20 protein-coding genes are annotated in these 13,799 nt (G+C 35.4%); all 20 read right to left on the bottom strand.

What is annotated here, in order from left to right:
• Positions 1-36 precede the first annotated feature (36 nt).
• The 20 genes from FW768_RS11995 to FW768_RS11900 all read right to left on the bottom strand — a co-directional run bounded on the left by FW768_RS11995 (position 37) and on the right by FW768_RS11900 (position 13,747).
• Positions 37-1,041, bottom strand: coding sequence for a gliding motility protein GldB-related protein (locus tag FW768_RS11995; RefSeq protein WP_153395719.1), 1,005 nt, complete (start codon positions 1,039-1,041; stop codon positions 37-39).
• 253 nt (positions 1,042-1,294) lie between these two features.
• Positions 1,295-1,711, bottom strand: coding sequence for an NAD(+)--rifampin ADP-ribosyltransferase (arr, locus tag FW768_RS11990; protein WP_153395717.1), 417 nt, complete (start codon positions 1,709-1,711; stop codon positions 1,295-1,297).
• A gap of 13 nt (positions 1,712-1,724) precedes the next feature.
• Positions 1,725-2,228, bottom strand: coding sequence for a DinB family protein (locus FW768_RS11985; protein WP_153395715.1), 504 nt, complete (start codon positions 2,226-2,228; stop codon positions 1,725-1,727).
• A gap of 43 nt (positions 2,229-2,271) precedes the next feature.
• A complete protein-coding gene (locus tag FW768_RS11980; RefSeq protein ID WP_153395713.1) occupies positions 2,272-2,655 on the bottom strand; it encodes a 5-carboxymethyl-2-hydroxymuconate Delta-isomerase in 384 nt (127 codons plus the stop codon).
• Between the two features lie 115 nt (positions 2,656-2,770).
• Entirely contained in the window at positions 2,771-3,493 is a 723-nt protein-coding gene (locus FW768_RS11975; protein ID WP_153395711.1) for a phosphodiester glycosidase family protein, read from the bottom strand.
• Between the two features lie 34 nt (positions 3,494-3,527).
• Positions 3,528-4,301, bottom strand: coding sequence for a hypothetical protein (locus FW768_RS11970; protein ID WP_153395709.1), 774 nt, complete (start codon positions 4,299-4,301; stop codon positions 3,528-3,530).
• 107 nt (positions 4,302-4,408) lie between these two features.
• Complete coding sequence (locus FW768_RS11965) at positions 4,409-5,182, bottom strand: hypothetical protein (protein ID WP_153395707.1); 774 nt, start codon at positions 5,180-5,182, stop codon at positions 4,409-4,411.
• 42 nt (positions 5,183-5,224) lie between these two features.
• A complete protein-coding gene (locus FW768_RS11960; protein WP_153395705.1) occupies positions 5,225-5,866 on the bottom strand; it encodes a DUF4272 domain-containing protein in 642 nt (213 codons plus the stop codon).
• Positions 5,867-6,088: 222 nt separating this feature from the next.
• Positions 6,089-6,667: an XAC2610-related protein gene (locus FW768_RS11955; protein WP_153395703.1), complete on the bottom strand. Its 579-nt coding sequence runs from the start codon at positions 6,665-6,667 to the stop codon at positions 6,089-6,091.
• Positions 6,648-7,328 carry a hypothetical protein gene (locus FW768_RS11950; protein ID WP_153395701.1) on the bottom strand — a complete coding sequence of 227 codons (681 nt, stop codon included), beginning with the start codon at positions 7,326-7,328 and terminating at the stop codon, positions 6,648-6,650. The genes FW768_RS11955 and FW768_RS11950 overlap by 20 nt, the downstream gene beginning before the upstream one ends.
• Before the next feature lie 23 nt (positions 7,329-7,351).
• Complete coding sequence (locus FW768_RS11945) at positions 7,352-7,915, bottom strand: hypothetical protein (protein WP_153395699.1); 564 nt, start codon at positions 7,913-7,915, stop codon at positions 7,352-7,354.
• Positions 7,912-8,799: a hypothetical protein gene (locus tag FW768_RS11940; RefSeq protein ID WP_153395697.1), complete on the bottom strand. Its 888-nt coding sequence runs from the start codon at positions 8,797-8,799 to the stop codon at positions 7,912-7,914. The genes FW768_RS11945 and FW768_RS11940 overlap by 4 nt, the downstream gene beginning before the upstream one ends.
• Positions 8,800-8,880: 81 nt before the next feature.
• A complete protein-coding gene (locus FW768_RS11935; protein ID WP_153395695.1) occupies positions 8,881-9,423 on the bottom strand; it encodes a hypothetical protein in 543 nt (180 codons plus the stop codon).
• A gap of 3 nt (positions 9,424-9,426) precedes the next feature.
• Positions 9,427-9,939, bottom strand: a complete 513-nt coding sequence (locus FW768_RS11930) for a hypothetical protein (RefSeq protein ID WP_153395693.1) — start codon at positions 9,937-9,939, stop codon at positions 9,427-9,429.
• 114 nt (positions 9,940-10,053) lie between these two features.
• The gene (locus FW768_RS23535; protein ID WP_185151970.1) at positions 10,054-10,464 is read right to left on the bottom strand and encodes a hypothetical protein; all 411 of its coding nucleotides are present in this window, start codon (positions 10,462-10,464) and stop codon (positions 10,054-10,056) included.
• Between the two features lie 91 nt (positions 10,465-10,555).
• The gene (gene blaCHM, locus FW768_RS11920; protein ID WP_153395689.1) at positions 10,556-11,314 is read right to left on the bottom strand and encodes a CHM family subclass B1 metallo-beta-lactamase; all 759 of its coding nucleotides are present in this window, start codon (positions 11,312-11,314) and stop codon (positions 10,556-10,558) included.
• Positions 11,315-11,472: 158 nt separating this feature from the next.
• A complete protein-coding gene (locus tag FW768_RS11915; protein ID WP_153395687.1) occupies positions 11,473-11,898 on the bottom strand; it encodes a DUF1801 domain-containing protein in 426 nt (141 codons plus the stop codon).
• Between the two features lie 23 nt (positions 11,899-11,921).
• Positions 11,922-12,509 (bottom strand): hypothetical protein, encoded by a 588-nt coding sequence (locus tag FW768_RS11910; RefSeq protein WP_153395685.1) that lies wholly within the window; start codon positions 12,507-12,509, stop codon positions 11,922-11,924.
• Positions 12,510-12,567: 58 nt separating this feature from the next.
• Positions 12,568-13,089 (bottom strand): L,D-transpeptidase family protein, encoded by a 522-nt coding sequence (locus tag FW768_RS11905; protein WP_153395683.1) that lies wholly within the window; start codon positions 13,087-13,089, stop codon positions 12,568-12,570.
• Between the two features lie 52 nt (positions 13,090-13,141).
• A complete protein-coding gene (locus FW768_RS11900; RefSeq protein WP_153395681.1) occupies positions 13,142-13,747 on the bottom strand; it encodes a DoxX family membrane protein in 606 nt (201 codons plus the stop codon).
• Between the last annotated feature and the right edge of the window lie 52 nt (positions 13,748-13,799).

Genomic DNA, 13,799 nt, shown 5'->3' with positions numbered 1-13,799 from the left:
ATAATTTTTTAATCCTCAATTTATTTTTTGTGAAATTTATAAGCTTTCTATGTATTTTTCATAGCCACTTTTTTTCAACAGATCTTTGGCTGTTAGATGATAAATGTCTTTCCAGGAATCCTTGCCGTTCTTTTCCACATATTTTTCGATAATTCTGAATCCCATCCAGTAATTGATATTTCCCGGGGCATCTGGAAACAGTTTGACTTTATCGTTCTGCAATAAAGGATTTTTTCCTGAAGTATCGGTAAAGTATGCTTTTAATTGGGTGAAAAGTTCTTTTTCATGCTGAATAAACCAGTCCCACTCTTTTTTAGTCAGGTGTACAGTTTCATGTTTTTCAAGTTTTCCTTCAAAGAATACATAGGTAAAATAGCAGGCAAATCCTTCATCAATGGTCTGGTTCAGGGCAGAGGCATGATCCGGATCAGCATTTCTGGATTTTTCATAAGCCATATGGTTTAATTCGTGAGGAAGGTCCATTTTAAGAACAGAAGGAATTTCTATTCCTTTATTATTAAGTTCTAAGGCAAACTGTTCGTTGTTGCATCCGCCGAAAGCAATTCCTGTAATAGGGGTAAAAATTAAACTTATTCTTGCCTTAGGCTGATAGGGAACCAGCTTGCTGAATCTGACAAGCGTTTTCTTAAATGTTTTTTTCAGATTAATGTTTAAAAGAATGTTGGTTTTCTCTTCAAACATCTGTCTGTTTTTCAGATACAGGCTGTTATTCCATTCAGCCATCCCCTTAGTGGTATTGAACTTTTGGGCATTTTCATCCCCGAAAATCACTGCATAGCAGCTATCCCAAAGTTTTTGATGGGGTTTATAAACATTGTTGATGATTCTTGCCGAATCGTACTGACCTTTTTTATGGGCAAGCATCTGATGCTTAAATGAATTAAGGATGACAATGTTCCCTACTTTTACACTGTCTTTTACCTGTTCCAGCCTGTTGTAATTAAAATTCTGATCATAGGCTGCCCGGGTTGCACAGGAAAAAACGGCCAACAGGGATAAGATCGAAATAATGCTTTTCATTGAATTTTTATGGTTAGCTTTTTAGTTTTTTTAAGTTGGGATAATTGGTTTTAATTTTTAATCCTGTTTATGTCTCATCGTGTTCTCCGTCATTTTCAGGATAACCTGTAAATTCGGTACTGCCTTTACAGCACAGGGGATGATCCGGCCTCTGCAAAAATAGGGAATATCGGGAGTTTGGCTATATTTCCGCATCAATATTTCTTTGAGTTCAAAAAGCTATCCCGTTTTTGCTGGTTATTTATTGGTAATATCAATCTTCAATAGCTTCAATGCCCTGTCTTTTTAGTTCTTCAAGATGGTTTTTCATTGTTTGAAGCTGTTCTTCAGAGTGCCCCTGCCATTCCATAACTTCTCCTATTACTCTGAACGGATGCAGCGAACGGTAAGATTTTGTAGGATTACCCGGAAATTTTTTATCGGTAAGGTTGGGATCATCTTCAATGGGATCGGTAGGTTCAACGATATAAATCCTTTCTTTTCCCTCTCCCTGTGACAGTTCCGCGCCCCAGGTTGCAGCTTCCAGCGTAGCGGTAAGGTAAATGTATTTCGCTTTTCTGTTGGTTCCGTAGTTGGAATTGAAACCGGGTTCAATAAGATCACCTGTTTTCAGATCTGCCTTGGTTCCGTGATAATAAATAACAGGATCCTGAATGGTATCGGAATTCATTGTATTACTATTTTTATTTCTGATCTTTATAAATATTCCAGAAGTTGTAATCTGTCATAGGCGCATCTGTAATACCGATATTTCTTCCCATGGTTACAATTTGTCCTCTGTGATAAGTGCCGTGGATGATGGCATGCTGAATGTATTCATATTTGGAGAAATCACACTGAAACCATTGGGATTCTATCTTCACGTTTTGGGCAAGATCTTCTTCTGAAAGCCCTTCAACATATTCCATTAATTTCCTGGAATTATCTTTGATGGCATTGAAAACTTCATCCTTTGTGACTGCCGCTGTGGTGGCTTCAAAATCAAAATCGTTGCCTTCGGAGATATGGCTCCACCAATATTCCTGAGTTTGCCAGATATGATGCAGGGTTTTAAGGATAGTCGGAAAGCTTGAAGGGGTTTCCTGATTGAGCTGTGCATCAGATTTTGTGGCCAGCCAGTCGATGTATTTATTGACTACCCAATTGTTGTACTGTACAGTGTGAGTGATTAATGTTTTAAGGTTCATAAGTATTGTATTTTGTGGTTGGATTTTATTTTGGTGAAATTATTTACAGTTCAAAATGACGGTTGTGATCATAATTTTCAGGGTTTATCAATGATTTATTGCAGTAGGTTGCGGTTTCAAAATCATTAATGCTGATGGATAAAAATGAGATATCCGGAAATAATTCCGTGAGGCTGGTGATAATTTTTTGTGAAAGATCTGCTTTCTGTTCCGTACTCCGTCCTTCCATGATGTATCCGAAAATGTGGATAAAATTCTTTTTATCTCCTCCGAGCCGGTAATACTGATAGGGCTGTAATCTTACTTTGATATCATTTACGGCAAATAATCCGGTAGATTCTGTGGTTTTGTAAACGACATTCATCATTTCATCAGGCGTTTTCAGCTGAATAATATCCTGTGAACAGTCTATAACAAAGTGAGGCATGGTGATCTGGTTAACGGGTTGAATTTCGCAGTATTATGCTTGATAAGCCTCGTCGAAATTAGTAAAAAAGATGGTATGAAAAATACAATATTGAAAAAATATTTTACAGGATGTTCTAATGGCCAGGTTCGGTTATTCCGATCATTACTCCGAAATCCCCGTCTTTTTGAATCCATTTCTTTTCAGGAAGGTAAGTTCTTGAAACAAATCCGTCAAGATATAAAGCATTCTGACAGCCCATTTCTTTAAAAAGTGAAGCAAAATCATAAAAATTAACCTCTTTTTTGGACATCGCAAAAATGATTTCCCCGTTTTCCTTAATTCCGACACCGTTTCTTATATTCAGATTTTTAGAATGCTGCTGAAAAGCCGGGTTTATTTTCCCTTTGATAAGAAGCATGGGGCCAGATTGGGTAGCATATTTAATTTCCGGGGATGGAATGAATTTTTTAGTTTCAGTAATTTCCGGTTTATTATTTTTGGTGATATAAAATACTCCATTGGGTGGAAGATAAAAGTTTCCGTTTCCTTTTGAGGTGTCTATAGGGTGGAGGGTTTTAAAATTCTCAATATAAAGGCCTTTGGGAGCATAATCGGGATCAAACATGCCTCCGTTCATGGCGAAGATTAACTTTTCATTTTGGGAAGCTGTATAATTTTCCAGATTATTGAGGCTTCTGATAATTTCATTTTTACCGTCTTTCCAATACATCCGGATGTTTTGTTTTTGAGGATCTACCTGATAGATCACAAAGTTTTCTTCATTCCCAATCTTTTCTTTACAGGAAAGCAGAATGAAGAACAGGAGAGATAGATAAAAAACGGTATTGAGTTTCATAGAAATATCGGAGGATGAAATAAAAGTTGTTGATTTATTCTGTGTCAGTTAAAAGCCATTCTCCGCTATCATATTCATAGGTTTTTGAAATGGAACCCGAATTGATCATTATTGTTACCTGTACTTTATAGCCGGGTAGATTTCTAAATTTGAAATAAAGCGTATCATAGGAATAATTTAATACTTTATTGTAGATAAAATTAGTTTGTAACACTAGGTCTTTATCCTGTTTTTTTTCGGTGAGGTAAAAGAATTTTTCGTTCCCTTTGTTTACTTCCTGATCCTTCACCATACCGATTTTGAATTCTTTATACGGACTAAATTCTTTCTCCTGGTCTGCGCCAAATAATCTGTTGGAAATACTGAATCCGAAATTTTTTTCACTGGGAACAATAATTTTTTCGTTGAGAACTTTCGACAAGGAAATAAGATCATCATACGTCCAGTTCCGGCCGCTGTAAAACGGATTGGTTGTATTATATTCTTTTTCACAAATGAATTTGTCATCATCCATATTACCACATACTGTATTGCTGTAGGTAACATAGAATAATATAACCTCTCCTTTGAAATCAGAATTACTTAAATCATTAATAATGACAGACGTTAATTTTTTAAAATCGGTATTTTTTGCTTCTTCAGACAGCTGGTCAAATAATTCTTTATTTTTTTTCTGTATTTTCTCACATTTTCTCAACTCAGCTTTTGTGGGTTCATAGCTGTTATAATAGGAAAGGGTATCTCTTTTTTTCTGGGAAAAGCAGGAGAGTGAAGTGGTGAAAAAGAGAAGGATTAAAAAGTTTTTCATAGGTTATATTGATCTTTACAGGAGGTTTGGAAGAAAATCAGGGATGAAATAATAAAAGCTGTATTTAATTTTCAAGGCAATAAAAGTTGATGTTTAATATTGGTTTTTTATTGAGTATCAATTAAGCTCCATTCTCCGTTATTATATTCATAGGTTTTTGAAATAGGTATGAAATTGATCATGACAGTTACCTGAACTTTATAATCCGGAAGGTTCTTAAATTCGAAGTAAAGTGTATCATAAGAATAATTTAATACCTTATTGTAGATAAGATCAGTTTGTAATAGCCAATTTTTATTCTTCTTTTTTTCAGAGAGATAAAAGAATTTTTTGTTTTCCTGATGTACTTCTTTATCCTTCACCAGACCGGTTTTGAATTCTTTATACCGGCTTATTGCCTCTTTCATATCTTCTCCGAATAACCTGTTGGAATTACTAAATCCGAAATTTTTTTTACTGGGGACAATTATTTTTGTATTGAGAATTTTCGATAAAGAAATGAAATCATTATAGGTCCAGGATCTGTTATTATAAAATGGATCAGTGGTGTTATGCTCCATGACACAGTTAAATCTATAATCATCATCATGACCACATATGGTATTGATGTAGTTAACATAGAATAATATAACCTCTCCTTTGAAATCAGAATTTTTTAAATCATTAATAATGACAGACGTTAATTTTTTAAAATCGGTATTTTTTGCTTCTTCAGACAGCTGGTCAAATAATTCTTTATTTTTTTTCTGTTTTAGTCCGCATTCTATTAATTCATTTTTTGTTGGCTCATATCTGCGATAATAATAGGAGGCGGTATCTTTTTTCTGGGAAAAGCAGGAGAGTGAAGTGGTGAAAAAGAGAAGGATTAAAAAGTTTTTCATAGGTTATTTTTATGTTCAAAATGGATAATAAAGAGAGGTATTTCAGGTACTCATTTCAATATCATCCCAGTCGGATTCTTTATTGATCAGCCATTCCAAAGCTTTTCTTCTTTCGTATACCAGGCCTTCATTGATCTTTGCCTGCTGCCCTTTAAGTCTTTCATCTACGCAGTACCAGTGCAATCGGTAATATAGATCCAGCATTTCGTAAATTTCATCATCGGTTTTTAAGGTTGATAGTTGGTTTATTTTTTCATTGCTGTCATTTTCTTCTAGGTTAGGAAGCATAGAGGCCATTTCATCGCTGCACCATTGGGTTTCATCAAGATGGTCCACCAGTCCGGTTGTCCACATTAAAGCCCAAAGGCCTTCAAGATACCATCTCAGGGAATTAATTTCATACTCTGTTAATTCGTCATTGTCTTTTAGCAGGATTTCATGTTCCCAGTTGGAAAGATGCTGAGTCAGTCCGTTTTGATCGATCCATTTTCTGATGATGGTGACAGGAGCCTCAAATGAAATATTAATCAGGGCATTCATCACACCCATTCTGCCTTTTATTTCTTCTATGGTTCTGGTATTGGGATCTTCCAGAATGGGCAACCAGGAATTGAATCGGTATTGCCGGCTTTCGATTAACTGGTTATTGCGTTCTCTCGTTTTAATTTTTTGTTCTTCGGTCATTGGTGATTGTTTTTAATTAAAGCTTTTCAACGATAAAGATAAGCCACAATTTTTTTATACTTAAATTTTTTCAGGAACAAGCATTACTGAAATGAAGTACCAATTATTCCTATGATTCCCATAAGAAATTCCGTACCAATTTTTTTTAAAAGACTTTTGTTTTTGAGCATGATGATCGTGCTTTTCGGGGTAGAAAATTACAGAAAAAAGATATACTCTATTTTATTTTATCAGTTTTTTAACAGCCTTTTTATATTCCTGTTCAAAATTCACCGATTCACGGTCCTCAATGATGTACTTTAAATCTTTGACCTTGTCGCCGGTGATTTTATATAAGTTCAGATAATTTGTTCCTGAAACCACATAACTTTCAACCCATTGATATTTCGGATTGTATACAGGATTTTTAACGGATTCAAAATCCAGAATTTTCTTAAACGTTTTATTTCTGTTGTCGAATACATAAAGATAATAGGTCCAGTTGCTTCGTACATCTGAAATATTCTGAACAAGAAGGTCTTTTATTCCGTCACCATTAAAATCTTCAAACTGAATTTCTCCTACTTTGCTATAAACCTGATCTTTTAAGATTATTTTTTTGTTTTTATAAATCGTTAGGTTATAATGGGGTGTTTCATCATTAAAGCCTTTTACACCAATTAAAGAGACCTCGATTTTTTCTTTCGGATAGATGTTGTCTGTTTTTATCTGCTGATTATTTTGCGCCCATAGAAATATGGGGAAAAATACGATTATAAAAACAGGTACTTTCTGTGAAATTTTAATCCTGAAATTCTCCATAAACCAGTATTTCTGCAATGTTTTTAATGCCCAGATTATTTTCTCTATTTACTTTTTCCAGGTGACCGGAAAAATCTTTCAGTTCATTCTTTGCTTTTTCAACAGCGGCTTTAAGTGCTGATCTGCTTATTCTGACTTCATCAAAAGGTACAGGAGGACAAAAGCTTTCCTGAATTTCAGAATTCACAAAATCAAAAAGAATATCATCATCTATTTGGGTAACTTTCGGTGAGGGGTGGCCGCAATAGAAATACGTATTCTCCTGATCATCAATTAAGTCCTCCCACTCTGTAATGTCGGTTAAATCAGAGCAGCACTGAGGAAACAAAATGTCCCGTCCGTTGATTTTCAGAATATAGCCGCCATAGAAAGAACGTGTCAGTTCTTCAGGGCTCTTTTCTTCATCATCCTGCTTTTCCATTTCAACTTTAAGAAGATTAAGAAGATCCTGATGAGAGATCGAATGGGGTTCATAAAGTGAAGAACCTGAGAGGTAGGCCTTCAGTGCTCCTGAAAATCCGGCAATCTGATTACAGGCGTTATTATAATTTTCCCATTCCTGCTGGTATTTCCAATAAGGCCCGGTTTCAGGAAGTTCTGTTTCCTCATTGGATATTGAGATTTCAACAACGGGTATGAGTTCTACGATTTGTTGTTCCATAAGATTTAAATGTAAGCCGTATATTATTCAATTTTTCCTCTGAAATATCCCCCGGCCTGATAAACAGAATCATTAATATTCGATTGTATCTCTAGTTCTATTTTTCCAAAGATACTGTCGCCTTTCTTATATTCCGGTTTATTTAGAATGAGTTTTTGCTTTTTGATAGAATATTGATCCCTGTCCAGAAAATCAAAAGGTTTTACGTTGTCTGTGTAGGTTTCAATGGAGGAAGAAAACCAGCTGCCTATTTTCATGACCTCTATATTTAGCCCGGAATATCCGTCTCCACTATTGAAATTCAGGCTAAGTCTGTTTTCTGAATTCTCATGTAGAGAAGGGTGAAAACTAAAGCCTATGGTATCATTTTTTGCTTCACGGTCAAAACTGAAGTCAGTACTGATTGCTGAAGAACCTGTATTTAAAAATCCTGGGGCAAATACTTTTTTATTGAGTTTCTTTACAGCCGTTGAATTCGACACAGAGCTTTGGTATTCAACTTTATTAAATTTTAAAAAGAAAAATGCGGTAAAGATAAAAGCCAGCGCTGTAATAAAGATTAAAAATATTTTTAAGATGTTTTTCATTTTACAGACATTAATTTCCCCAGGAGTGCAGGAAGCTTGGTTTCAGGATTGATTTCATCATTGTTCCAGTAGCTCATTACGCAGCTTACATTTTTATCCCTTACTACGGCGGCCACATAATAAACCGTCAGATTTTTTCCTCCCGACATTCCTGCTAAGACTCCTGCAACTCCTGTAAAATCATAAAGTATTTTTTTAGCTTTTACAGGAACGCCTTCAAATTCTATATCCACCATTTCTTCGGATACTACTTTGCCCATTTTTTTCGATTTTGTGATGTTGAACTGATTTTCTACGGCTTCTTTTGCGTCATCCAGGGTTCTGTGAACACTCCAGTTCATTTCCCCGGCGTACGGACATTGAACAATATTGATGGAAGTCCAGTAACAGCCGTTTCCCAATTCAATTTTTCGTCCGGCGAAATTGATCGAACTGATACTCATTGGAGAAAAGTTTTCTTCAGGAACTTTCTTTTCCATGATGGCATTAACGAGTTTTTCTTCAGTTTCCTGATCTGTTTTTCCGATTTTGATAAACCAGACCACAGTGATGGTTTTGTCCGGATTTTCTACAAAATAATAATGGTTGGTCTGGGAAAAATCTGCGGCAACCTTTTGCTGTTTTGTCACCAATAAGTTGTTGAAATTGATTTGATTGTCCTTTACTTTTGCATCAGAATCCGAGATCTGATGTTTCCGGAATACTTTTTTTAGCCCTTTTTCATCAAATGTATTGGAAAAAACTTCGCTGGTTACGCTGTATCCGTCAATATTGTACCAGATTTTTCCGTTATTTTTTAAAGTGGTAAGTCTTTCAAAGATGTTGTTTTCCTGTGAGAAACAGACAGAAAAAACAAGAATGAACAGAAGATTTACTATTTTCATGATATTGAGATTGGGTTATTAGAAAACTAAGTTAAGTAAAAAATGAGTTGAAAAATCAATATGAAAGAAGTTTTCACAGGCTTAGTATAACCGGAAATCTTCTGCAATAACAAATTGATTATTAATCATTATCATTTTGTGATGAAAGACGGTTTTTTCTCCAAATGATTTTAGTTTTACCTGATGTTTTTCGCAGACTTTTTCAATATTTTCAACCACAGAAAAGGGGGCATTCAAAAATTTTCCACTTCCGTTTTTTATATTTTGAATAAAAGTATGTACGTTTATCCCGGCATTGATTTCTATATAATCTTCCCAATTTCGCCAGCCACCTGTAGCTGTTTCAATGGTTCTTTTGATTTCTTCAATAAATACATCAGGGTTTTGTGGCTTTGAATTGATAAAAACATCCAGATTACTTTGATTATGGTTGATCAGCAGGGGATGTTCTGTATACACTTTTAGTTTTCCGGATTCTTTCTTTTTTAGAAGGGCTTCCCTTTTGTTTTTAAAATCAAAACGCAGCAATGTATTCTCTACATTAAGGATGATAAAAGTGGTTTTAAAATCTTCAATATAAACTTCTTTATTCTGCAGGTTTTCTATGGTAATTTTTGTTTCCACTAATTAAATATTTCTAGCCTTTTTTATTTGATACAATAATCCTGCAGCTAACCCTATAATTCCTCCTATATATCCGAAATTATGGATGGAACCTACATTGATAAAACTCCGGATGTTCTTAGTTCCGGTGGGAATATACCAGTCAGTATTTTCCGGTGATAAAAATAAAACGGAAAACCCATAGCCCAAAATCCCTGAAATAAATGTGATGCAGATATTGATCAGGATTGATTTTATGGTTACTTTCAGAACTTTTTCCGCATCAAGAAATAACGAGATGAAAGCATAAACTATTCCTAAAAATAATCCTACCCACCAGGTTGCCAGAAATCCGATGATCCCTACTTTTATCCTTACATTCAGATTGAGGTTTTCAAATCCGAACTGTTGGAATTTAAGAAGCGTATAATATTCGGATGAAATGGTGTATGTAATCTGATCGTGTACTATTCCGTAAACTCCTGCGGATAGAGTTGAAATGATGATGATCAGGATAAAATTGATGAATTGTTTCATTGTGATTCGGGCTTCGCTTTAAGACATTATACTTATAAAAAAATCTTTGATTTTTTCCTTAATTAATCTTAATACTTAAAAGGATCTTAATGGTTCAAAAATTTGAACATGTTCTTAAAATCCGTCAAAAATTGCGCCTATAAAATCTCCGATTCCTTCAAATATATTTCCGAATACTTCTCCAAAATCCAGCCATGAGGAATCAATATCAGCATCGGGAAGATCCGGAATTTCAGATCCACTTGATACAGATAAGCCCTGCAGCATTTCTGTTTTCATGTCAGCATAGTCACAGGTTTCCCCTATTTGTTGATGGTAGCTTGTGAAATCAGAGTGGGAAGAATATACACTCATAGCCCAGCAGGAAAAATCAAAACCTTCATTCCATTTGCTTTTTTCATGGGCTGTTTTTATCTGTTCCGGTGTATAATACTTTTTTTTACCATGTTCGTGAACAAGAATTTTTCCAATATCGGTTATGTATTCTTTTTTATTGGCCGGAGCCGTATGACAGCCTGTGCTCATTGGTTAAATAGATTTGTGTTTTTGATGATATGAGTTTCCGGGTTCCCATTTACTCATTTGAAACAAATGGTTATACAATATCTTTCCTTTTTTATTGGGTTTTGAACAGGTTAATCGTATAATCCAATAGTTTTTGATCTCCATATTCTCCATGTCCCGGAATGACAATCTTTACATCGGGATATTCTTTTTTTACTTTTTCAACGGTATTGGACCAGGCGGAAACGTTAGCGTCTCCAAGATATCCTTTACCGGCTTCAAGTTCTTTGAGCAGACAGCCTCCGAAAAGGATATGTTCTTCCGGTAAATACCCGACTACATTATCTTTGGTATGGCCTTCCCCGAAAAATTTTGCAATGGTTTTTTCATGACCTGCTTTTAAAACGACTGAATCCTTAAAACTGTTTTCAGGAACTGTAAAGTTGTTTTCTTTAGCCAGTTCAATGGTTTTGGAATAAGCGTAAGAGGGAATATGATGGTTATGAAATGCCTGTAATCCGCCCATGCTGTCATCATGAAAATGAGTGGGAACAACGGCATTAATTTTAGAATGAAGGGCTCCGTTGATCCATTTAATCAGCTCTTCTGATGTTTTATCGTTGACAGGGGTATCAAAAACAACCGCTTCATTATTATTTTTTACCACCAATCCGTTACAGGGAACATTGCCAAAATCATTGGTCTGTTTAAAAGACGTATGAATAAATGCATTCTCTGAAATTTGGGTAATGATCAGTTCGGAAGATTTATATACTTCTTTCGCTTTAAAATGGTCAGTTTTTTTAGGGCTGCAGCTTAGAATGACAAAGGAAAGCAACAGGAAGCCGATATTTTTACTATTGATTTTCATGGGGTATTCTTTTGAAAGTTCAATTCTTCTAATTTACATCATATTGTAATGTTAGCATGAAATTAAAATTGTTCTGTGCAGATTGGCGAATGATCGTATGCGGAGTATTATTGAAGCTGCAGCCTTATCCAGTTTATGATAAACAGTACAATTGTTTTTTAAGCGCTTTGTTCTGCTCCGTCCTGTATTGCGGCTTTAAGTATTTCAAGGTTGATATCTTTCAGGGCTTTAAACTTAATGCAATATCCTGTTACGTTTGCTTTACCTATTTTTTCTCCATACATTTTGGCCAGGTACGTTTTGTCGCTGATGCCTAAAATATAGACAGAGATTCCTGTTTTGTTCGCACTCATCCCAATCTGATAGAAGTCTCTGCTTTTTCCATCAGCATAGGGTATGGTGTAAAGTCCATATCCGATATTGGGATTGGATACCGTTTTATTTTCACTGTTTTTGCCATTCAGAAACCATAATTTACATTCCGGCATGAGTTCCATAACAATATGGTGCAGCTCCTGCATATCGGTACGTTTGGGTTCAGGCTGGCCGGCAATATATTCTTTGATGTGTTCCTGGATTGTCATTGTGTCTGGCAGTATTTTGACTTTTAAATTTCTTTTTTAAAATGAAAACCATGGGATTGCAGATATTCGTCGATACCGATTTCAAAAGGAAGTTCATAGCCGTTATCTGCATCATAAGTTCCATCGGAGCCGTCTGAAGATTCCAGGAACCCCAAAGTCTTAGCCCCTGTTTTTTCCTTTGCATTTTTCCAGCAGTGCATTAGGAAGTTTTGTTCAAGGTCGGTTTGGTTTTCCCAGTAATTGGCAAGTTCCAGCTCATCATCTTCATCAAGATACGCTGAATAATCAATCCTGTTTTCATCCAGGACTTTTCTGCCTAATTCCTCAATATCAATATATGTATAATCTTCAAACGAATGTTCTCTCAGATGAAGCTCTGCGATATGAGTCGTTTTATCCTGTGAATAATATTCATAATGAGGCATGGCAAATAAAAAGCTTAACGGACTTGAAGCATAGTAATACAATCCCATGACTTCAATTTTTGTGTCATCTTCCCTGAATTTATATTTTGACTGTAAAACATCTATAAAAAAATCCGTGACTGTCTTTTCTCTTGGCAGCAGGAATGTATTTCTGAAGGCTTCATCGATTTTGGCTTCTATGGTCATGCTTGTTTATTTTTTGTGATGGTAAAAATAGAAAAACAAGTGCAAAAAAAGGAATCTGTTACGGCTTAATATTAATTGGTGTTCCTATTTTTACGGACTGATACAATTCATCTATTTCTTTGTCAGTTACTGCGATGCAGCCTAATGTCCAGTCGGACCAGCGATGAAATTTTCCGATAAAGCCTCTTCCGTTTTTCAGTGCATGTATTTTAACGTCACCACCTGCCGGCTTACCAAGCTGTTTGGCCTTTTTAATATCATCTTTATTGGGATAAGAAATACCCAGGTTTTTGTGATACCCGCTGTTGGCGTTTTTTGCATTGATGAAGTATTGCCCTTCAGGTGTTTTTTTATCGCCTTCGAGTTCTTTATGTCCTACTGGCTGCCCTCCCAATGAAATTGTATAAGTCTTTACCAGCTGCCCGTTTGAGTAAGCCAATAGCTTTCTTTTGGCTTTATAAACCACGAGTTTATCAATTTGTATGTTAGGCGGAAGTTTATTTTCAGGATAAAAATAATAGAATACCAGTCCTAAAAATAGGAGGGATAGTATTAGCCCTATTGTTTTTCCTTTTATCATTGTATCTATTTTTTAATATTCATCATAGAATTTTGATCATTATATACTGATCTTATTTTTTTATGAATTCCAGAATTTTACCAAAACTTTCTAATGTTTCTGAGGGATTTACGATCAGTCCTGTTATCATCCTGGGAAGAATCCCTAAAATTTCAAGTCCTACCGCCATTATGGGTAAGATCAGATAGGCCCAGAAAGGATATTTGAATTGAGTGGTCAATCCCATAAAAATTGCTTTAAATGCTGTAATCATCCTGTCTTTATAATGCCAGAGAATTAAGAAGTCTAGTAATAAATAGTAAGAAAGACGCCAGTAAAACCCTGTCATTTTAACATAGGTGATATCAATAACCAGAATATTTAAAAGAATCGGGATGGCTATCAAGGCTCCTAAAATAGCAGTACGGTTATAAAGAAAAAGAAGTCCGGCAATGATTTGTGAGATCCCGACAAATGTTTTGAACGGTTCCTGAGCAAATAAATACCAGGAAAGCTTGAATAGTCCCAGATCCTTTACGGGGATGGCCATTTCTTCTGCTGAAATTCCAAACTGTCCTTCTGTCAATTTACTCCAGCCGTAGCCTAATAGGATCCAGGCAAGTAGAACTCTTGCGCAGAGAATAAAATAATCCCAAAGTTTTTGTTTTTTTTCTGTCATGGTTATTAATGGAGTTAATCTATGAAAATATCTATACTTTCCGAAATAATGA

Source organism: Chryseobacterium vaccae (genome assembly GCF_009602705.1).
Classification (GTDB): domain Bacteria; phylum Bacteroidota; class Bacteroidia; order Flavobacteriales; family Weeksellaceae; genus Chryseobacterium; species Chryseobacterium vaccae.
This window is presented reverse-complemented; position numbering and strand designations above follow the sequence as displayed.

Coding starts and splice junctions, on each gene's coding strand:
- FW768_RS11995 (WP_153395719.1), bottom strand. CDS start 1,041: ATGAAAAGCATTATTTCGATCTTATCCCTGTTGGCCGTTTTTTCCTGT.
- arr (WP_153395717.1), bottom strand. CDS start 1,711: ATGAATTCCGATACCATTCAGGATCCTGTTATTTATTATCACGGAACC.
- FW768_RS11985 (WP_153395715.1), bottom strand. CDS start 2,228: ATGAACCTTAAAACATTAATCACTCACACTGTACAGTACAACAATTGG.
- FW768_RS11980 (WP_153395713.1), bottom strand. CDS start 2,655: ATGCCTCACTTTGTTATAGACTGTTCACAGGATATTATTCAGCTGAAA.
- FW768_RS11975 (WP_153395711.1), bottom strand. CDS start 3,493: ATGAAACTCAATACCGTTTTTTATCTATCTCTCCTGTTCTTCATTCTG.
- FW768_RS11970 (WP_153395709.1), bottom strand. CDS start 4,301: ATGAAAAACTTTTTAATCCTTCTCTTTTTCACCACTTCACTCTCCTGC.
- FW768_RS11965 (WP_153395707.1), bottom strand. CDS start 5,182: ATGAAAAACTTTTTAATCCTTCTCTTTTTCACCACTTCACTCTCCTGC.
- FW768_RS11960 (WP_153395705.1), bottom strand. CDS start 5,866: ATGACCGAAGAACAAAAAATTAAAACGAGAGAACGCAATAACCAGTTA.
- FW768_RS11955 (WP_153395703.1), bottom strand. CDS start 6,667: ATGGAGAATTTCAGGATTAAAATTTCACAGAAAGTACCTGTTTTTATA.
- FW768_RS11950 (WP_153395701.1), bottom strand. CDS start 7,328: ATGGAACAACAAATCGTAGAACTCATACCCGTTGTTGAAATCTCAATA.
- FW768_RS11945 (WP_153395699.1), bottom strand. CDS start 7,915: ATGAAAAACATCTTAAAAATATTTTTAATCTTTATTACAGCGCTGGCT.
- FW768_RS11940 (WP_153395697.1), bottom strand. CDS start 8,799: ATGAAAATAGTAAATCTTCTGTTCATTCTTGTTTTTTCTGTCTGTTTC.
- FW768_RS11930 (WP_153395693.1), bottom strand. CDS start 9,939: ATGAAACAATTCATCAATTTTATCCTGATCATCATCATTTCAACTCTA.
- FW768_RS23535 (WP_185151970.1), bottom strand. CDS start 10,464: ATGAGCACAGGCTGTCATACGGCTCCGGCCAATAAAAAAGAATACATA.
- blaCHM (WP_153395689.1), bottom strand. CDS start 11,314: ATGAAAATCAATAGTAAAAATATCGGCTTCCTGTTGCTTTCCTTTGTC.
- FW768_RS11915 (WP_153395687.1), bottom strand. CDS start 11,898: ATGACAATCCAGGAACACATCAAAGAATATATTGCCGGCCAGCCTGAA.
- FW768_RS11910 (WP_153395685.1), bottom strand. CDS start 12,509: ATGACCATAGAAGCCAAAATCGATGAAGCCTTCAGAAATACATTCCTG.
- FW768_RS11905 (WP_153395683.1), bottom strand. CDS start 13,089: ATGATAAAAGGAAAAACAATAGGGCTAATACTATCCCTCCTATTTTTA.
- FW768_RS11900 (WP_153395681.1), bottom strand. CDS start 13,747: ATGACAGAAAAAAAACAAAAACTTTGGGATTATTTTATTCTCTGCGCA.